At 66.8% G+C, this 19,623-nt stretch carries 13 protein-coding genes and 1 pseudogene; 11 read left to right on the top strand and 3 right to left on the bottom strand.

What is annotated here, in order from left to right:
• The first annotated feature begins 140 nt into the window (after window positions 1-140).
• From paoA to paoC, 3 genes are read left to right on the top strand one after another with little or no spacing between them, the layout of a single operon-like run.
• Entirely contained in the window at window positions 141-785 is a 645-nt protein-coding gene (gene paoA / locus GFK26_RS27150; protein ID WP_153284685.1) for an aldehyde dehydrogenase iron-sulfur subunit PaoA, read from the top strand.
• Window positions 782-1,738, top strand: a complete 957-nt coding sequence (locus GFK26_RS27155) for an FAD binding domain-containing protein (RefSeq protein ID WP_153284686.1) — start codon at window positions 782-784, stop codon at window positions 1,736-1,738. Before paoA ends, GFK26_RS27155 begins: the two co-directional genes overlap by 4 nt.
• Window positions 1,735-3,945 (top strand): aldehyde oxidoreductase molybdenum-binding subunit PaoC, encoded by a 2,211-nt coding sequence (paoC, locus tag GFK26_RS27160; RefSeq protein ID WP_153284687.1) that lies wholly within the window; start codon window positions 1,735-1,737, stop codon window positions 3,943-3,945. The genes GFK26_RS27155 and paoC overlap by 4 nt, the downstream gene beginning before the upstream one ends.
• Before the next feature lie 39 nt (window positions 3,946-3,984).
• Here the strand turns inward: paoC and GFK26_RS27165 are convergent, their stop codons facing one another.
• The gene (locus GFK26_RS27165) at window positions 3,985-4,266 is read right to left on the bottom strand and encodes a hypothetical protein (protein WP_153284688.1); all 282 of its coding nucleotides are present in this window, start codon (window positions 4,264-4,266) and stop codon (window positions 3,985-3,987) included.
• 387 nt (window positions 4,267-4,653) lie between these two features.
• Between GFK26_RS27165 and GFK26_RS34510 the strand changes: the two genes are divergently transcribed.
• The gene (locus GFK26_RS34510) at window positions 4,654-6,624 is read left to right on the top strand and encodes an Ig-like domain-containing protein (RefSeq protein WP_194273965.1); all 1,971 of its coding nucleotides are present in this window, start codon (window positions 4,654-4,656) and stop codon (window positions 6,622-6,624) included.
• 297 nt (window positions 6,625-6,921) lie between these two features.
• Here the strand turns inward: GFK26_RS34510 and GFK26_RS34385 are convergent.
• A pseudogene (locus GFK26_RS34385) lies at window positions 6,922-7,062 on the bottom strand (integrase); the annotation flags it as partial.
• Window positions 7,063-7,267: 205 nt separating this feature from the next.
• On the opposite strand from GFK26_RS34385, the gene GFK26_RS27180 reads away from it, so the two are divergent.
• The 4 genes from GFK26_RS27180 (at window position 7,268) to GFK26_RS27195 (ending at window position 11,371) form a co-directional block, all read left to right on the top strand.
• Window positions 7,268-8,254, top strand: a complete 987-nt coding sequence (locus GFK26_RS27180; protein WP_153284690.1) for an AraC family transcriptional regulator — start codon at window positions 7,268-7,270, stop codon at window positions 8,252-8,254.
• A 200-nt stretch (window positions 8,255-8,454) separates the two neighbouring features.
• Window positions 8,455-9,036, top strand: a complete 582-nt coding sequence (locus GFK26_RS27185) for a VOC family protein (RefSeq protein WP_153284691.1) — start codon at window positions 8,455-8,457, stop codon at window positions 9,034-9,036.
• A 47-nt stretch (window positions 9,037-9,083) separates the two neighbouring features.
• Entirely contained in the window at window positions 9,084-10,931 is a 1,848-nt protein-coding gene (locus GFK26_RS27190; protein ID WP_153284692.1) for an FAD-dependent monooxygenase, read from the top strand.
• On the top strand, window positions 10,928-11,371 hold the full coding sequence (locus GFK26_RS27195) for a nuclear transport factor 2 family protein (RefSeq protein ID WP_153284693.1): 444 nt from the start codon (window positions 10,928-10,930) through the stop codon (window positions 11,369-11,371). The genes GFK26_RS27190 and GFK26_RS27195 overlap by 4 nt, the downstream gene beginning before the upstream one ends.
• Window positions 11,372-12,177: 806 nt before the next feature.
• Here the strand turns inward: GFK26_RS27195 and GFK26_RS27205 are convergent.
• Window positions 12,178-13,188, bottom strand: coding sequence for a CbrC family protein (locus GFK26_RS27205; protein ID WP_194273966.1), 1,011 nt, complete (start codon window positions 13,186-13,188; stop codon window positions 12,178-12,180).
• A 602-nt stretch (window positions 13,189-13,790) separates the two neighbouring features.
• Here GFK26_RS27205 and GFK26_RS27210 point away from each other — a divergent pair.
• Genes GFK26_RS27210 through GFK26_RS27220 form a run of 3 tightly spaced genes read left to right on the top strand, consistent with a single transcriptional unit; the run spans window position 13,791 to window position 19,596 of the window.
• Window positions 13,791-14,930, top strand: a complete 1,140-nt coding sequence (locus GFK26_RS27210) for an efflux RND transporter periplasmic adaptor subunit (protein ID WP_322745819.1) — start codon at window positions 13,791-13,793, stop codon at window positions 14,928-14,930.
• Window positions 14,927-18,103, top strand: coding sequence for an efflux RND transporter permease subunit (locus GFK26_RS27215; RefSeq protein WP_153284697.1), 3,177 nt, complete (start codon window positions 14,927-14,929; stop codon window positions 18,101-18,103). Before GFK26_RS27210 ends, GFK26_RS27215 begins: the two co-directional genes overlap by 4 nt.
• Window positions 18,100-19,596 (top strand): efflux transporter outer membrane subunit, encoded by a 1,497-nt coding sequence (locus GFK26_RS27220; RefSeq protein WP_153284698.1) that lies wholly within the window; start codon window positions 18,100-18,102, stop codon window positions 19,594-19,596. Before GFK26_RS27215 ends, GFK26_RS27220 begins: the two co-directional genes overlap by 4 nt.
• Window positions 19,597-19,623: the final 27 nt, after the last annotated feature.

Below are 19,623 nucleotides of genomic sequence, written 5' to 3' on the forward strand. Positions count from 1 at the left end.
GCGGGGCACTTCTTGGGCACCCGCCGGGCACTCCTCAGGCCGCAACACCCTCCGTTCTCCTACTGCGCCTGCCGGTGGTGCGTGATACGCAGCATCCTCGGTCCCACGCATTCGAGAACTTCGCCCCAGGAGCCCCCGACATGGACAGTCCCACGCCCCCCTTGATCTCGCGACGCGACGCCCTCATCGCCGGCGCCGCCACCGCCGCGGCGGTGTCGTCATCCGTGCCCGGCACGGCCGCCGCCCAGCCCGCCCCCCTGGCCACCGCAGGCCCGCAGTTGAAGGTGTCGCTGACCGTCAACGGCCAGCCGCATGCCCTTCAGCTCGACACGCGAACCACCCTGCTCGACGCCCTGCGCGAGCACCTGAACCTCACCGGCACCAAGAAGGGCTGCGACCACGGCCAGTGCGGCGCCTGCACCGTCATTGCCGACGGCCGGCGCATCAATGCCTGCCTGACGCTCGCCGTGATGCACGACGGCGGCCAGGTCACGACCATCGAAGGGCTCGGCACGCCGCAGCACATGCACCCGCTGCAGGCGGCCTTCGTGAAGCACGACGGCTACCAGTGCGGCTATTGCACGCCGGGCCAGATCTGTTCTGCGGTGGGCGTGATCGACGAGGTGAAGCGCGGCATTCCCAGCCACGTGAGCGCCGACCTCAACGCCCGGCCGCTGCTGTCGGCCGACGAGCTGCGCGAGCGCATGAGCGGCAACATCTGCCGCTGCGGCGCATACACCAACATCGTCGACGCCATCACCGAAGTGGCCGGGAGCCGCGCATGAAGCCCTTCACCTACGAACGCGCGCAGTCGCCCGCGCAGGCCGCGGCCGCCGTCGCGCGCAACCCGGGCGCCAAGTTCATCGCCGGCGGCACCAACCTGTTGGACCTGATGAAGCTGCAGATCGAGGCGCCCACGCACCTGGTCGACGTGAACGGCCTGGCGCTCGACGCCATCGCGCCCACGGCCGAGGGCGGCCTGCGCATCGGCGCGCTGGTGCGCAACACCGACCTGGCCGCCGACGCGCGGGTGCGGCGCGACTACGGCGTGCTGTCGCGCGCGCTGCTGGCCGGCGCCTCGGGCCAGTTGCGCAACAAGGCGACCACGGCGGGCAACCTGCTGCAGCGCACGCGCTGCCCCTACTTCTACGACACCGACCAGCCCTGCAACAAGCGCCAGCCCGGCAGCGGCTGCAGCGCCATCGGCGGCATCACGCGCCAGCACGCGGTGATCGGCAGCAGCGCCGCGTGCATCGCGACGAACCCGAGCGACATGGCGGTGGCGATGCGCGTGCTCGACGCGTCGGTCGAAACCGTGCGCCCCGACGGGCAGGCCCGCGTGATCCCGATCGCCGATTTCCATCGCCTGCCCGGTGACACGCCGCACATCGAGACCGTGCTGCAGCGCGACGAGCTGATCACCGGCGTCACGCTGCCCCGGCCCGTCGGCGGCACGCACGTGTATCGCAAGGTGCGCGACCGCGCCTCGTATGCGTTTGCGCTGGTATCGGTCGCGGCGATCGTGCAGCGCGACGGCTCGGGCCGCGTGGCGCTGGGCGGCGTGGCGCACAAGCCCTGGCGCATCGAGGCCGCGGAGGCGGCGCTGCCGCAAGGCGCGAAGGCCGTGGCCGCGCAGCTGCTGGCCGGCGCACAGCCGACCCATGACAACGCCTTCAAGCTGCCACTGGCCGAGCGCGCGCTGGCCGGGGCGCTGCTGCAAGCGAGGAGCCGCGCATGAAATTCGACACCCCCGCCACCACCAACCCCATCGACCAGCTCAAGGTCATCGGCAAGCCGACCGACCGCATCGACGGCCCGGCCAAGACCACGGGCACCGCGCGCTACGCCTACGAACGTCACGCCGAGGTGCCCGATGCGCTCTACGGCGTCGTGGTCGGCGCCGGCATCGCCAAGGGCCGCATCGCCTCGATGGACCTGAACGCCGCGCGCGCAGCACCGGGCGTGCGCGCCATCGTCACGGCGCGCAATGCCGGCACGCTCGCCAAGGGCGACTTCAACACCGCCAAGCTGCTGGGCGGCCCCGAGATCGACCACTACCACCAGGCCGTGGCGCTCGTGGTGGCCGACACCTTCGAGCAGGCGCGCGCCGCCGCGCAGCTGGTGCGCATCGACTACACGCGCGCGCCCGGCCGCTTCGACCTCGCAGCGGAAAGGGGCGCGGCGCAGCTGCCCGAGCCCACGCCCTTCGCCGGTCCGCCGGAAACGAAGACGGGTGATTTTTCGGGCGCGTTCGCCGCCGCGCCCGTGCAGCTGGACGCGACCTACACCACGCCCGACGAGTCGCACGCGATGATGGAACCGCACGCGTCCATCGCGCAGTGGCACGGCGACAAGCTCACGATCTGGACCTCGAACCAGATGATCGCCTGGGGCGTCGGCGACGTGGCCAAGACGCTCGGCATCCCGAAGGCCAACGTGCGCCTGGTCTCGCCTTTCGTGGGCGGCGGCTTCGGCGGCAAGCTGTTCGTGCGCGCCGATGCGCTGCTTGCCGCGCTGGGCGCACGCGAGGCGAAGCGCCCCGTGAAGGTCGCGCTGCAACGGCCGCTGATGATGAACAACACCACGCACCGACCGGCCACCATCCAGCGCATCCGCATCGGCGCCACGCGCGACGGCAAGATCACCGCCATCGCGCACGAAGGCTGGTCGGGCGACCTGCCAGGCGGGCAGGCGGAAACGGCCGTCAACCAGACACGCCTGCTGTACGCTGGCGCCAACCGCCTGACGACCACGCGGCTCGCCGTGCTCGACCTGCCCGAAGGCAACGCCATGCGCGCGCCCGGCGAAGCGCCCGGCATGATGGCGCTGGAGATCGCCATGGACGAGATGGCGCACAAGCTCGGGCTCGACCCCGTCGAGTTCCGCGTGCGCAACGACACGCAGGTCGACCCCGAAAAACCGGAACGCCCCTACTCCCAGCGCCGCCTGATCGAATGCCTGCGCACCGGCGCCGAGCGCTTCGGCTGGAACCGGCGCATCGCCACGCCAGCGCAGCAGCGCGACGGACGCTGGCTCGTCGGCATGGGCATGGCCGCGGCCTTCCGCAACAACCTGCTGACGAAATCGGCCGCGCGCGTGCGGCTGGACAGCCGCGGCATCGTCACGGTCGAAACCGACATGACCGACATCGGCACAGGCACCTACACCATCATTGCGCAGACCGCCGCCGAAACCATGGGCGTGCCGCTCGACAAGGTGCAGGTGCGGCTCGGCGACTCGGCCTACCCCGTGTCGGCCGGCTCCGGCGGGCAATGGGGCGCCAACAACTCGACGGCGGGCGTCTACGCCGCGTGCATGAAACTGCGCGAGGCCATCGCGCAGAAGCTGGGCATGGCGGCGACCGACGCGCAGTTCTCCAACCGCATGGTGCATGCCGGCGGACGCCCCGTGCCGCTGGCCGAAGCCGCGGGTGCGAACGGCCTCGTCGCCGAAGACGGCATCGAATACGGCGACCTCGACAAGAAGTACCAGCAGTCCACCTTCGGCGCGCATTTCGTCGAAGTGGGCGTCGATGCCGTCACCGGCGAGATCCGCGTGCGGCGCATGCTGGCCGTGTGCGCGGCCGGGCGCATCCTGAACCCCAAGTCGGCGCGCAGCCAGGTGATCGGCGCCATGACGATGGGTGTCGGCGGCGCGCTCATGGAAGAGCTGGCACTGGACAAGCGGCATGGCTTCTTCGTCAACCACGACCTTGCGGGCTACGAAGTGCCCGTGCATGCCGACATTCCGCACCAGGACGTGATCTTCCTGGACGAGACCGACCCGATCTCGTCGCCGATGAAGGCCAAGGGCGTGGGCGAACTCGGCATGTGCGGCGTCGCGGCCGCGGTGGCCAATGCGGTCTACAACGCCACAGGCGTGCGGGTGCGCGACTACCCGATCACCCTCGACAAGCTGCTGGAAGGCCTGCCGCCGGTGGCGTGAGCGAAGCAAAAAGGATGAAAGCAGCGGCGACGCGGCGACTCAGAACCGCGTTTCCGCGCGCAGCCTGAACTCCTCGTCCGCGCTGCCCTCGTCGTCCGCGAAGGCGATTCGCAGCCGCGCCTGTTCGTGCCGCAGCGCCAGCTCGCAGCGCCGCTCGAGCGCGGCGGCATCGCCCGGCGCCGCCTCCCCCGCGTCGATCAGGAACTGCGACTCTTCATGGGTGAGCCCGTGAAGGATTTCCTCGCTGCGGGAGTTGATGGCGAGCAGCCCATCCGCCAGAAGACGCGCCCGCCGGTCGTTCGGAATGCGAAGTGCCTGCATGAAGGAACTCCTTTCGAAAAAATTCTTGTGTCGTCGCCTCCACGATGGCGCGGCGGGTGAGCGGGCATGTAGGCAGGCACCGCGACTTGCGCGCGGGGGAAAGCCAGTGTGTGGATCGATGCGTCGGCGAGGTGTGGGTGACAGGGCCGGCGGCGGTGCGATCGCGCTGGTGTTCTTCAGGAATTTCCTTCGAACGCATGCCTCTGCCGAAGGGCGCGCTTTTCCTTGGGCCGGGATCTACTTGTTTTCGGTGATGGACGCTGAAAGCGAACGCACTTACTGTCCCGACCCGCTGCTTGCGGCGAATCGTGCGCGCGCTGTGCCATGCGAGCGGGCCACGTCCCGCGCTCCCAGTTCAACCAAACCCTCTCCAAAAAAAGAACCTGTATGACGGCCATCAAGACAGTGCGCTTCCCGTGTGCAAGATCCTCGGGACCGCGGTACCTCCTTCACGCGGTCTTGATGATGGCTGCCTTCGTGGTGCTGTCGGCGTTGAGTGCCTGCGGCGGAGGCAGCGGCTCCTCGGGTGCATCGTTTGCGCTGCTTCCTCCGCCTGCCGGGCCCGCTTCGCCGCCCACACTGGTATCGATCCAGGTCGCCCCTGCCGACCCTCGCATTGCCGCGGGCACGTCGACTCAATTGGCGGCCACGGCCATCTACAGCGACAACACGCACACCGATGTCACGACGGGCGCTGAATGGACCTCCTCCGATGCGAGCGTGGCAACAGTGGACGCGTCCGGCAAAGCGGTCGGCGTTGCGGCGGGGCCGGCCACGGTCACGGCCAGCCTCGGCGGACAAAGCGGCAGCACGACGCTGACGGTGACACCCGCCACCGTGGTGAGCCTCGCGATCACGCCAGGCACCGCGACCATCGCCAAGGGAACGCGCACGCAGTTCGTCGCCACGGGCACTTTCTCGGACCGGACGACGCAGGACCTTTCTGCCGACGTGGCGTGGCATTCATCCAGCCTCGCGGTGGCGACGGTCGATGGAACCGGCTTGGCAAGTGGCTTGAGCGTGGGGAGTGCCTCGATCTCGGCGACTTGCCAGAGTGCGAGCCTGTGCGCCTCGGCGCTCGCAGCAACGGCGACCCTCGACGTCAGTGCAGCCTCCCTGACCTCGCTGGCTGTCTCGCCCGCCAGTCCCAGCATTGCGCTTGGCACGACGCAGCAGTTCACCGCGATCGGAACGTACAGCGATCAAACCACGCAGGATCTCAGTGCGCAGGTCAGCTGGACCTCGAGCGACGTCTCGAAGGCGGTCGTGAATGCCCTCGGCCTGGCGACGTCGTCGGGAATCGGCCTGACAACCATCCAGGCCACCATGGCCGGGACGACGGTCGGCACGGCGACGCTGGTCGTCACCCCGGCAACCCTGACATCCATCGCGGTGACGCCCTCGTCGGCGAGCGCCACGATCGGTGGAACTTCCGGGGGCAAGACGCAATTCACCGCGACGGGAACCTATAGCGATGGCGGCACGCAAGACATCACAAGCCTGGTGACGTGGACGTCCGATGCGCTTTCCGTCGCAACCATCAGCAACGCCTCGGGAGCGACAGGTCTCGCAACCAGCGTGGCTGGTGGTCAGGCGACCCTCACGGCGGCACTGGGCAGCATCAGCGCAAGCGCGCCGCTGACCGTGGAGCCCAAGACGGTGTTCTCTGCGTCGGGAACTGCGACCTGGACCGTGCCGGCAGGCGTCACATCCGTGCAGGTCGTCGCCGTTGGCGGCGCTGGCGGTGCGAGCTTTTCCATCAATGGCGGCAAAGGCGGTCGGGTGAGCGCGTTGTTGGCAGTCACGCCGGGCGAAGCACTGAACCTCTTCATGGGCGGTGGTGGTGGCAGCCGTGCCGGCAACGGCATCGGCGGCATCGGCGGAGGCGGCTCGAGCCCCGACGGTGCTGCGGGTGGCGGTGGTGGCGCGACGACCCTCGCGCGAGGCGCCACGGTGTTGCTCATTGCCGGCGGCGGCGGGGGTGCGGGCTCCAGCGCTGGCGGGACCTCCGGCGGTGACGGCGGAGGAAATGGCGCGGCCTCGGGAGCCCCGGGCTCCGGCCAGGGTGGTGGTGCTGGCGGGAGCGGTGGGAGCGGCGGACAGGGAGGAATCGGCAGCATCTCGCCGGGGGAGGCCGGCACCAGCACCCATGGTGGTGACGGCGTCTTCTTCGGAGGCGGCGGAGGCGGCGGCTTTGGCGGCGGCGGGGGCGGCGGTTTCAACGGCAACTACGGCGGTGGCGGCGGCGGTGGCGGCAGTACAGGCCCCAGCGGCGCGACTTATGCGACCGGTGGCTCAGCCAGCGTCGGCGGGACCCGGGGCCGTGGCGATGACGGTTCGGTCACGCTCACCTATTGAACTTCGCCGGCAGACGTCAACAGCGCCGGGCCAGGTCTTCGCGGACGCTGGCCGTCCGTTGGCGCTCGACATAGCCTGTGCCCCAGCCCACAGCGGCGAAGCCTGGAAACAGCCAGACGGCGATGTTGTGCAAGTCGGGCGTGGTCACTGTGGCGCCTTGCACTGCTTGTGCACGCGTGCCGGTCGGTCCACAAAAGCAAGAAGGAAGCTACGCAGCGAAACCTGACATTCAGCTTTGAGAGCCCGACTTCCGGACTCAGCGCTGGCGTTCCGCTTGCTCTGAAATCCCTTGTGCGATCACCGCCCGATGCTGAGGTGTTTGACAGTCGACTCCAGCTTGGAATGGCCGAGCTGCAACTGGACAGCGCGCAGTTTCCTGGTGCGCCTATAGATCAAATTTGCCTTCGTGCGCCGCATCGAGTGCGTCCCGTCATCAGCAGGATAAAAGGCTGATTGATGGCGGCGGGTTGCTTTATCTGTTGCGTGAGCATGCGGGGACTTCTACGCGTGTTCGGCCTCAGGAACGGGGATGAATTGGTCTGACACGAGAAGCCTCGGTCCAGCCGATTGGTAGTGGGTGCGAACGCGCGTATGCTTCGATGCCAGGTCGGTCGCGAACGCCTTTTCGCGAAGGAATCGAGCAATGCCCACGAAACCCACCCCGTCACACTCCGCAGCCTCCAGTGGCTTCGAATGGTGGCGGTCGTTGGAGCCGGCCGGATCCGCAAACACAGACAAGCTCGAAGTGCCAGCCACGTCGTTGCTGGACATGGACTGGTGCGCGATTCGGCACTTTTCGCTCGGGACGGTTCCTCACCTCGTCGACTACCAAATGGACGCGCACACCCTCATGATCTTCGACCGCGGAAGTTTCGTCGAAGGCGTCAGAGGGATCGAAGGTGAGCGGTTCGCCGCATCCGGCCCGCTCGACATCGGCATCGACGTCGTACCCGCGCGCGCGCGCTTCAGAGGCCGCGCGGAGCCGGGGAGCAACGTGGGGTGCACCACGGTCTCCATCTTTCCGGACCGGCTGGACGAGGCGATGAAAGAGTCCCTGGGCGTCAACGCAGGGCTCCGTCCCTCGATCGCGCTGCAAGGCGAGTTGCTCGCTCCGCTGGCGGTCAGGCTGCGGCAACTGAGCCGGCCCGAAAACCTCGTGGCGAACAACAGCCTCTACCTTGAGTCGATGTGCATGGTCCTCTGTCGAGAGCTGTTGCTCGCCCAGCAGCAGACCCACGAAGGGCGCGTTGCGCGACCTGTCGGTGGCCTTTCTCCCCGCGCGCAGCGGCAGGTCAAGGAGTTTCTTCGGGAGAACCTGGACCAGAAGGTTGAGTTGCAAGCGCTGGCCGCGCAGGCGGGTGTCAGCCCGTTCCATTTTTCGCGTGCCTTCAAGGTCTCCTTCGGGCTCCCACCGCACAAATACCTACTGAGCCTCAGGATCCAGCAAGCGGCGACCCTGTTGCGTGGCACTCGAGAGCCCATCACCGATGTCGCCCTGAGCGTTGGTTTTTCCTCTTCCGGCGAGTTTGCGCGCGCTTTCAGGCAAGCAATGAATTGCACGCCGCGCGAATTTCGTCAGGCGAACGCCGGCACCGATGAAAGCGGCCTGAACACGCAGGGCAATCGCTGAGCCATTGCCAGGGACAGCTGTCCCGGGCCCGCGCATGAATGCGCAAGAAATCCCAATTTCAGCAAATTTCGCCAAGCGGCAAAGGCCTCCGGCGCCGAACCTATGGCCCTGGCTCGTCGCTGCAGGCTTGGCTGAGGACCTCACCGACCGACATCGCAGTCGAGCCTAACCAGACGCCAGTCGTCAAAGAAGGAGACCGCATGTCATCAGTTATTCGGCCGAGCAGTTTTGCTCACGTGGTCTATCGAACGTATCGCTTTGAACAGATGGTGGATTGGTACTGCAAGGTGCTCGGCGCCACGGTGCAGCACCGCAACCCCGCCCTCGCATTCCTGACGTACGACGGAGAACACCATCGAGTCGCTTTGATCAACCTGGAGGTGGTCAAGCCCGCCAGCACGCCAGGCAACGTTCGCGCCGGCCCCGGCGTGGACCACGTGGCCTACGGCTTTGTGTCGCTTTCCGAGTTGCTGGCGAACTACGAGCGGCTGCAGGCGCTCGGCATCGCGCCCTACTGGGCCATCCATCACGGGGTGACGGTCTCCCTGTACTACGCCGATCCCGACGGCAATCAGATGGAGTTCCAGGTCGACAGCTTCGCCTGCGTTGACGCAGCGAACGACTTCATGCAAAGCCCTCATTTCGACACTAACCCGATCGGGGTCGAGTTCGACCCAGACGAGATGCTGGCAGGGCTTCGTTCGGGCATCGCGGAAAGCGAATTCCTCTTCCGCAAGAGCGACCTGCCGGTAGCGCCGATCCGCGGATCGATGGCGCTGTGATCTGAAGCCTTCATTCCCCCGATCCAATCATCCAACGGAGACATCTCATGAAGACCATCGAAACCCCCATCCTGATCTGCGGCGGCGGCGGTGCAGGCCTCAGCCTGTCCACGTTCCTGTCGGCGCAAGGCATCGAATCGATGCTGGTCGAGCGCCATTCCGGCACCTCGCACTTGCCCAAGGCGCACTACCTGAACCAGCGCACGATGGAAATCTTTCGGGAGCATGGCATCGCCGACACGATCTATCAGCGCGGCACGCCGTTCGAGAACATGGGTTGCGTGGTCTGGTTGACCTCCCTCGGGGGTGACGGCCCGCAGGATGGCAAGACGATCTATCGAATGGATGCCTTCGGCGGCGGCTGCACGAAAGCGGTGTACGAGGCCGACAGCCCTTCGCGTTCCGGCAACCTTCCCCTGCTTCGCCTGGAGCCCGTGCTACGCGAATTCGCTGAGAAGAGCCCGCTCGCGAAGGTCCACTTCAGCCACGAGATGATGGGCTTCGAGCAGGACGACAGCGGCGTCACCTCGATCGTGAGGAACCTTCTGAGCGGCGAAGAGTTCAAGGTGCGCTCGCAGTACCTCGTCGGCGCAGACCGGGGCCGCACCGTCGGTCCGGCCATCGGCGTCAACCTCGAGGGCCAGACCAATCTAGTCGACATGGTGAGCACGCATTTCAGCGCCGATTTGTCCAAATACATCGACGATGACAGCCCGCTGATCCGCTGGTTCATCAATCCGGAGGGCGGCGGCGGCTGGGGCAGTGGCGCCATGGTGACCATGGGCCCGACGCATTGGGACCGGCATTCGGAGGAATGGGTGTTTCACTTCGCATTTCGCCCAGGTGATCCCGATTTCGACGAAAGCCTGATCGTCCCCCGGATCCGCGAACTGCTCAAGGTGCCGGAGTTGGACATTCAGATTCACAAAGTGAGCCATTGGATCGTCGAATCGGTCCTTGCCGACAAGTACCGTGGCGGCCGTTGCGTCGTCATCGGCGATGCCGCGCACCGCCATCCGCCTACGACCGGCCTGGGCCTGAACTCCGGCATCCAGGATGCGCACAACCTCGCATGGAAACTTGCCGCGCTGGTGCGCAACCAGGCCGGCGACCACCTGCTCGATTCCTACGAGCAGGAGCGCAGACCGGTGGCGGCACGCAACACACGCTGGGCACTCTTCACCTTCATGAACCACTTTGTCACCGACGCAGGATTTGGCCTTGTCGCCGGCGCACCGCCGGAGGTGCAGGTGGCGGCCTTCCGTATGCTGATGGTCGACGGCTACGAAGGCGATTGGGCACGCGCGCGCATGCAGGAGGTGCTCGCGACGCAGCGGATGGAATTCTGTGCACACGATCTCGAACTGGGCTTCGCCTACGACGGCAATGCCGTCGTGCCCGACGGGACGCCGGAGCCTGCACGGGCCACGATGGGCGACGTATACACGCCGACCACCCGGCCCGGACATCGCCTGCCGCACGCCTGGCTGACGCAGAACGGCAAGCGTGTGTCGACACATGACATTTGCGGCCGCGGTCGTTTCGTATTGCTGGCTGGCGCAAAAGGCGGAGCATGGAAAGAAGCGGCTCGCATTGCCGCCAGGCAGTGCAACGCAGACGTGCAGGCCTACGTCATCGACGTGGCGGGCGACTTGGAGGATGCGGACGGGTTGTGGGCACGCCTGCGGCAGATCGAGGACGACGGCGCGATTCTCGTACGACCCGATGGGCATGTGGGATGGCGTGCCGCCAGCCTGCCTCTGAACCCAGGCGAAGCCTTGAGCAAAGTGATCGGCCGCATCCTAGGACAGGTCACTGGCAATGAAGACAACACGCACCACAGCGCCGTCGAGGCCGCCGTAGCGGTCGCGGCATTGGAAGTCGAGGCCTCGTGACAATCCACGCCGCGATCGCCGAAGCCGGCGCGGCGCAGGTCGCGCAGGCCGAATGCTCGCGTCTGTTCGTCGACTTCGCGAACGCCATGGATCACCACGATCACTCGCGGGTGATGGATCTCTTCTCGGAGGACGCGGTGCTCGAACGCCCCGCAAGCGTGCTGCGCGGAAGGCAGGAAATCAGCGGCTTTGTGCTGCAGCGCCCACGGCACCACGTGACGCGGCATCTCTGCACGAATCAGGCCATCGACGTGCTCTCCAACGAGCGCGCGACGGGACTCGCCTACGTCCTGTTCTTTCAGGCTCCGAACGAAGGGGCTGCCCTCCTGCCGCTGCGGATGCCGAATCCGGCGCTGGTGGAATACCGCGCAGCTTTCATTCGTAATGAGGATCGATGGCGAATAGATGCGCTCGCGATCACAGTGATCTTCTCAAACTGATTCGCACCGCGATAGTCATGATTCCCTGGCCTGGACTCCACCAGAAACGCGCGGCGGAATTTGTTGGCCGATGACACATTGGCGAAGCGGTAGGAACAAGTGCGAGTTCGTTTCGGCCGAAAACGGTCGTTCTGAGTAGGCACCGAAAACCACAACAAGTCGAGGGGCCCGGCCTCGGATAGACAGCGGCCGTGCGAGCCGGCGTCCGTCGAACGTCAGATAACTATCGGAGTTGTCGCTCATGCCGACTATCGCGAGTGACTCTGACCAGTCTAAATCGGGCATCGACATAGGACGTATAAAGTGATTTCGCGCACCAATTTCGGAAGTTCTGTACCTTCGCTCCGTGGAGCAGATGCCTCAGGCTCCTTGCCGAAACCACTGACTACGACGACGGTTGGCGGGCGACTTCACTCGCATCTCCCCATTGGAAATGCCGCGACCACCAGCCTACCCTTGTTGTCGTGCAGCGCAGTTTCGGGAAACGCGATGCGCATTCTTTCCAAGCTTGATCACTGTGAGCGTCCTGCCATCCCATCTTGACCGGCCTCACGCGGGTCACCTGGACTGCAGTTGTGCTCCGACGTAGGCAACGCACTCCACGAGGTTGAGGGCGGCCAGCAGCAAGAACTTCTCGGCGTCAGTTGTCACGCGCAGCAGGTCGTGCTGGCCAAGGTGGCCATACACAAACGCCAGCAAGGCGTGCCAGCCAGGACGACCAGGAAGCCATTTCAATCAACTTTCAGGCGCCGCACCACCCAGGCGTAGCGGGTCTCGCCGATGACGATCTTGCGCGGGCTCATGCGTCAGCTGTGGTCGACATAGCCACCCAGCCGGCCGCAGTGCAGGCAGCCGAAGACGAACACCGCAGTGCCGCGCTTGCGCGACGGCGTGTCGAGCAGCCATTGCCAATTGGTGTCGCCGCCGAGGTCCGCTTCGTCGCAGATGGCGCGAACGAAGTCGCTGCCCGCCTCCGACGCGAGCAGGGCACGGTCGACATGCTCGATCTCTCCGAGAAAGCGGCCGGCGTCGTTGCAGTGTGCCCACCACTGCTCTTGCTGGTAGCTGAAGAAGCTGGGCGTGCGTTGCGACACCTCGGCCAGCACGGCGGCGGGCAACTCGACCTCGCCCATGCCGATGGACGCCACGTCGTTGAACTCGCCGTCGAACTTTGCCGCGGCCGAACCGTCGGCGATGCACCAGGGGCAGAAGTGCGATGTGTCGCCCACCGCGTAGAAGCTGCCGCCGTAGATGTAGCCCGTGGCCTTGCCGCAGCATGCGCAGGCCTCGCCCGACGTGCGCACCACGCCCGACGCGAAGGGGTCGGCGTAGTAGCGGAACCCGGGCAGCGCACGCGCAGGGTCGGGCTGCACGGCTTCGGGTTCACGCGCCTGGTCGATGGCGGCCCGCAGGTCGGCTGCATACGGCTCGCACCACGTGCCGGCGATCGCGTTGAACATGAAGACTTCTTCAGCCACCACGCCCGTCACCTCGTCCCGCAGCACGAACAGCTGCTGCAAGAGCGTGTAGTCGTGCGCGATGCTGATGCCGTTGCGCGCAAAACGCGCGTCTTTCAGCGCCAGTTTGGTGTAGTGCGCGATGTCTTCGCCGGTTCGCTTCATTTGCTTGCGGTCGGTCGCGTCGAAGACCGGGTGCAACTGCCATTCGCCGTCGCTGCGGCGCGGGTCGCCGAAGGTGCCGCCGTTGGAAGCCGCGTAGCAGGCCTTGAGAACCGGCGGCAGTACGACACCGAGCTTTTTTTCGAGTGCATGGAGTGCGCTGTCGGGGGCGGGCGGCGGTGGACGGTATCGGGACATGGCGCTGAAGGATGGGCCCACGGGGGGCAATCCAATGTTGATAAACGTGTTTATATCCGCCTTCCATCGCCACAGCAGGTTGGCGTTGATGCCATGGGCCATCGCAACCGCGGCCATTGACATGCCGGACTGCGCGCAGGCTGCCGCGGCACCCGCATGAAACCATAACTCTCCAAGGTTTGAGGGCCGGTTCAGAGTTGAAGTGGACACGAGGCTCCTATGTCCCGATCCGGCTTTCAAGATGGTTGGACTGGACGCTCACTGATCACTGGCCTTTCGACGCATCCTTCGTCTCCTGATCCGACTTTTCCGACATGGCCAACCGTTCGGGGGCCTTACCGTCGCGATCGAAATTCTGCAAGCAGGCAGATTTCCCCGCCGCCTGCCCCCTCCTCCTGTCCCTGAGCTTGAGAGCGTGGTGCGCCCTGCCCACAGCACCTGCCACGCAGTTCCCGGGTTCAAAAAAGTCGATTGACCTTCCCAGCGTGGCAAGCCGGATAAACGCAACGGGAGCTGCTTCAGCTCGGAAAAAACCAAATCGACTCCCGTCGCGAAAGGCAAGAAAGATGAAGGTCAAACGCGTAACCCCGATCACTGCGGCAATGAGCGTCGCGCTCGCGCTCGTGATCGCCGGCTGCAAGGAAACGGCACCGGCTGCCGCCCCCGCCAAGCCCCCCGACGTTCCGGTGGCCGAGGTGGTCGTCCGTCCGGTGTCGCCATTCGTCGAGTTCACCGGCTCGCTCACCGCAGTCAAGCGGGTCGAACTGCGCCCGCGTGTCGCCGGCTACATCCAGGACGTGAGCGTGCCCGAGGGGCGCTTCGTCGAGAAGGGCCGCAGTCTCTTCGTCATCGATCCCCGGGTGTTCCAGGCCACGCTGAACGCCGCGACGGCGCGCCTGCGCCAGGCCGAAGCGGCATCGATGCTTGCCCAGGCAGACCATGCGCGGGCCGAACAGCTGTTCGCCCAGAAGATCGCCGCGCGCGATCGCCTCGACACCGCCACCGCCGCGCTGAACGCGGGCAAGGCGCAGGTCGATGCCGCGAAGGCTGCGCTGGACGCCGCCCGGCTCGACCTGAGCTTTGCGCGAGTCACCGCGCCGATCAGCGGCCGCGTCGGCCAGGCGCTCGTCACCGAAGGCAACTACGTCGCCAGTGGCGTGACGCCGCTCACGACGATCGTCTCGATCGATCCGCTGCATGTCTATTTCGATGTCGATGAGCGCACGTACCTGCGTTCGCTCGCCGCAGGCCGGGCCACCGCGGCCCCGCAAGGGTCGCAGGCGTCCAAGGTCATGGTGGCATTGCTCACCGACAAGACCTATTCGCGACCCGGCCGTGTCGACTATCTCTCCAACGCCAGCGATCGCGCAACGGGCACGGTGCGCGTACGCGCCGTGGTTGCCAACCCCGACGGGCATCTGACGCCGGGCCTCTTTGCCAAGGTCAAGCTGGAAACCGGCGCGCCGCAAGCCAGGGTGCTGATCTCCGATCAATCGATCGGCACCGACCAAGGCAGCCGCTATGTGCTCGTTGTCGGCAAGGACGACAAGACCGAATACCGACCCGTCGAACTGGGCCCGGTGGTCGACGGCTTGCGCGTGATCGAGCAGGGCCTGCAGCCGGGCGAGCGCATCGTCGTCAAGGGTCTGGTGCGCCCGGGCATGCAGGTCGCGCCGCAGCCGGCCGCGATCGACGGCACGCCCGCCGCGGCGGCACCTCCCGCCTCGGGAGCCGCGCAATGACGTTCCCGCGTTTCTTCATCGATCGCCCGATCTTTGCCATCGTTCTCTCGATCCTGATGGTGATCGCCGGGGGCGTGGCCTTCTTCCAGTTGCCGCTCAGCGAGTACCCGGCGGTGACGCCGCCGACCGTGCAGGTGACGGCCTCGTACCCGGGCGCCAACCCCAAGGTGATTGCCGAAACGGTGGCAGCACCGCTGGAGCAGGCGATCACCGGGGTCGAGGGCATGCTGTACATGTCTTCGCAATCGGCCACCGACGGCCGGATGATCCTGACCGTCACCTTCGCGCAGGGCACGAATGCCGACATGGCACAGATCCAGGTGCAGAACCGGGTCTCGCGCGCGCTGCCGCGCCTGCCTGAAGAGGTGCAGCGCCAGGGCGTCGTCACGCAGAAAACCTCGCCTGACATCCTGATGGTGGTTCACCTGCTGTCGCCCGACAAGCGCTACGACCCGCTCTACATCTCGAACTACGCCTACCTTCAGGTGCGCGACGAGCTGTCCCGCATCGCGGGGGTGAGCGACGTGCTGGTCTGGGGCGCGGGCGAATACAGCATGCGGCTGTGGCTCGATCCGAACCTGATCGCCGCACGCGGGCTGACGGCCGGCGACGTGATTGCCGCAGTGCGCGAGCAGAACGTGCAGGTCGCGGCCGGCTCCGTCGGCCAGGCACCCAACTCCAGTGCCGCCTTCCAGGTGACGGTGAACACACTGGGGCGCTTGACCGACGAGGCGCAGTTCGGCGACATCATCATCCGCACCGGCGTCGACGGCCAGGTGACGCGCCTGCGCGATGTCGCCCGCATCGAGATGGGGGCCGATGCCTACGCGCTGCGCAGCCTGCTCGACGGCGAACCCGCCGTCGCGCTGCAGATCATCCAGAGCCCGGGCGCCAACGCGCTCGACGTTGCGCAGGCGGTGCGAACCACCATGCAGCGGCTCGAAGGCAACTTCCCCGCAGGGCTGAGTTCGCGCATCGCCTACGACCCGACGGTCTTTGTCCGTGCTTCGCTGGAGTCGGTGGCGACCACGCTCCTGGAGGCGATCCTTCTCGTGGTCATCGTGGTGGTGCTGTTCCTGCGCAACTGGCGGGCGTCGCTCATCCCTCTCATGGCGGTGCCGGTGTCGCTGATCGGCACCTTCGCCGTCATGCACCTGATGGGCTTCTCGCTCAACACGCTGTCGTTGTTCGGCCTGGTGCTGTCGATCGGCATCGTCGTCGACGACGCGATCGTGGTGGTCGAAAACGTCGAGCGCCACATCGAGAACGGCGAGGCGCCCGCGCAGGCCGCGAGGCGCGCGATGGACGAGGTCACCGGACCCATCATCGCGATCACGTCGGTGCTCGCCGCGGTGTTCATCCCGACCGCCTTCCTGAGCGGTCTGCAGGGTGAGTTCTATCGCCAGTTTGCGCTGACGATCGCCATCTCGACCATCCTGTCGGCGGTCAACTCGCTCACGCTCAGCCCGGCGCTCGCAGCGCTCCTGCTGCGCCCGCGCGCGCACGGGGTCGTGCATGACCCGCGCAGCCTGCGGGGCCGTGCCGGTCGGTTCTTCGAGACGCTCGGCCGGCCGTTCCAGCGCGCACCGCACGCCTACGGCAACACGGTGCGCAAGGTCGTGCGCGTCAGCGGCGTGGCGCTCTTGCTCTACGGTGGGCTGCTCGCGCTGACCTACTTCGGCTTCAAGGTGGTCCCGCCGGGCTTCGTGCCGATGCAGGACAAGTACTACCTCGTGGCGATCGCCCAGCTGCCCAACTCGGCCTCGCTGGACCGCACCGACGCGGTTGCCAGGCAGATGTCGAAGATCGCGCTGGCCGAGCCCGGTGTCGAAAGCGTCGTGGCGTTCCCGGGGCTGTCGATCAACGGCTTCGTCAACGTGCCGAACGCCGCGGTCATGTTCGTCATGCTCGACCCGTTCAAGGACCGCACGACGCCCGACCTCACCGCGACCGCGATCGCGGGGCGGCTGCAGGCGAAATTCGCCGGCATTCCCGACGGCTACCTCGGTGTGTTTCCGCCGCCGCCGGTGCCGGGCCTGGGGGCCACGGGCGGCTTCAAGATGCAGGTGGAAGACCGCAGCGGCGCCGGGCTCGATGCCCTGGTCCGGCAGACGCAGATCCTGATGACCAAGGCCTCCGAGTCGGGACAGGTGGTCGGCCTCATGACCAGCCTGGACGTCAATGCACCGCAGCTCGACGTGGCCATCGATCGCACCCAGGCCAAGGCCCAGGGGGTGCGCCTGGCGGATGTGTTCGAGTCGCTCCAGGTCTACCTGGGCTCGCTCTATGTGAACGACTTCAACCGCTTCGGCCGCACCTACAAGGTGACGGCCCAGGCCGATGCGGACCACCGCATGCAGGCCGAAGCCATCGGCCGCCTGCAGGTGCGCAACGCAGCCGGAAACATGCTGCCCTTGTCCTCGTTCGTCACCGTCACGCCGAGCTCCGGCCCGGACCGCGTGATCCGCTACAACGGCTACCCATCGGCCGACATCTCGGGTGGCGCGATGGCCGGTGTCAGCTCGGGGCAGGCGGTGGCGGTCATGGAGCGCCTGGCGAAAGAAGTGCTGCCTGAAGGCATGAGCTTCGAATGGACCGACCTCACCTACCAGCAGAAGCTGGCCGGGGATTCGGCGCTGTTCATCTTTCCGCTGTGCGTGCTGCTGGCCTACCTGATCCTTGCCGCGCAATACAACAGCTGGCTGTTGCCCCTGGCGGTTCTGATGATCGTGCCGATGTGTCTGCTGAGCGCAATCCTCGGCGTCTGGCTGGTGGGCGGCGACAACAACGTCTTCGTTCAGATCGGACTCATCGTGCTCGTCGGCCTGGCAGCCAAGAACGCCATCCTCATCGTCGAGTTCGCGCGCAGCCTCGAGGCCGAAGGGCTGAGTGCGCTGGACGCGGTCGTCGAGGCGTGCCGATTGCGGTTGCGGCCCATCCTGATGACCTCGCTGGCCTTCATCGCCGGTGTCGTTCCGCTGGTGCTGGCCAGCGGCGCCGGGGCCGAGATGCGGCACGCCATGGGGATCGCGGTCTTCGCGGGCATGCTCGGCGTGACACTGTTCGGCCTGTTCCTGACGCCGGTTTTTTATGTGGTGATGCGCGGCCTGGCGGCCCGCTTCGAGCGGCCCGGGTCCGGCACCCGAGCGCGCATGGAAGGGAGCACGTCATGAGAACTCTTCGTCAAGCCGCTCTGCTTCCTCTGAGCGCACTCCTGCTGCTGGCCGGCTGTGCGGCGGTGGGACCCGACTACGCAGCGCCTTCACAGCGTGCGTCGCAACTGCCCGCCAGCTTCGGCGAGCCGTCCGCGGGCCTGGTCCCGGGGGCTGTCGAAGTGGCGTGGTGGCGCACCTTCGACGACCCGGCGCTGACCGCCTTGGTCCAGCAGGCGCTCGCGGCGAACCATGACGTCGGCATCGCCGCCGCGCGGCTCGAGGAGGCGAATGCGGGGCTGCGCGAAAGCCGCCAGGGCTTCCTGCCGCGCGGTGGTCCTTCATTCAGCTACGAGAACCGCCGCCGGGCGGAAGTCGAACGGTTGCCCGGCCAACCGCGCCAAGCTGAAACCTACCGCGGTGCGGTCGACGCTTCGTGGGAAATCGATCTCTTCGGGCGCGTGCGTCGCTCGGTGGAGGCGGCGCAGGCGCAAGCCGGCTCTCGCGAGGCGTTGCTTCGCGGCGTGCAGGCGGGCGTTGCTGCTGCGGTGGCCGCCACCTGGTTCGAGCTGCGCGGCATCGAGAGCGAACTCGCAATCGTCACCGACATCCGACGAAGCCAGCGCGACAGCCTGGGCCTGGTCGAAGCGCTCGTGGGCGCCGGTTCTGCCAGCGAGTTCGACCGACTCCGCGCCGAAGCGTTGTTGCGCCATGTCGAGGTGGCCGTGCCTGACCTGGAGCGCCGCCGCGCGGCCTCTGTCAATGCACTGGCCATCCTGCTGGGCGAAACGCCCCATACATTCAAGCCACCCGCCGTCACGCCGGCGCCTGAAACGCTGGCCGTTCGAGAGATCGCCGTGGGTGACCCTGCCGCGCTGCTTTCACGGCGCGCCGACATTGCGGCGGCCGAGCGCAAGCTCGCCGCGGCGACCGCCCGCATCGGGGTGGAAACGGCCGCGCTCTACCCCGAGGTCCAGGTGCAAGGCTCGATCGGCTTTGTTGCGGGCAGCCTCGATGCGATGAGCGGCGCGGGCGCGCTGTCCGGTGTGCTCGGCCCGAGCATCCGCTGGTCTGTGCTCGACACCGGGCGCGTGCGCGCGCGGATCGCCGCCAGCGAGGCACGCACGCAAGAGGCCCTGATCGCCTACGACCAGACCTTGTTGCGCGCCCTGCAGGAAACCGACGACGCCTTCAAGGCCTATGGCGCCGCGGGAGCCACGCTGGGGCTGCGTCTGCAGGAGTCTGTGGCGAATCGCGAGGCGGCCCGTCTGGCCCGGGTGCGGTTTGCGGCAGGCGAAGGCCTCTACCTGGATGTGCTCGAAGCCGAACGGTCCGACTTCACCAGCCGGCGCGCGCTCGCCGTCGCACGCACCCACCAGCGGCTTGCCGTGGTCAGCATCTACAAGGCGCTGGGCGGTGGCTGGGAAGTCTGTGCGCAGGCCGACCACGGCTGCGGCGGGGCCGATGGAACGTCGAACCCGCGCGTCATGAATCAAATCGCACAAAAGCCTTGACCTTCACACGATGTCAATCTTTAACCT

Source organism: Variovorax paradoxus (assembly GCF_009498455.1).
GTDB lineage: Bacteria > Pseudomonadota > Gammaproteobacteria > Burkholderiales > Burkholderiaceae_C > Variovorax > Variovorax paradoxus_H.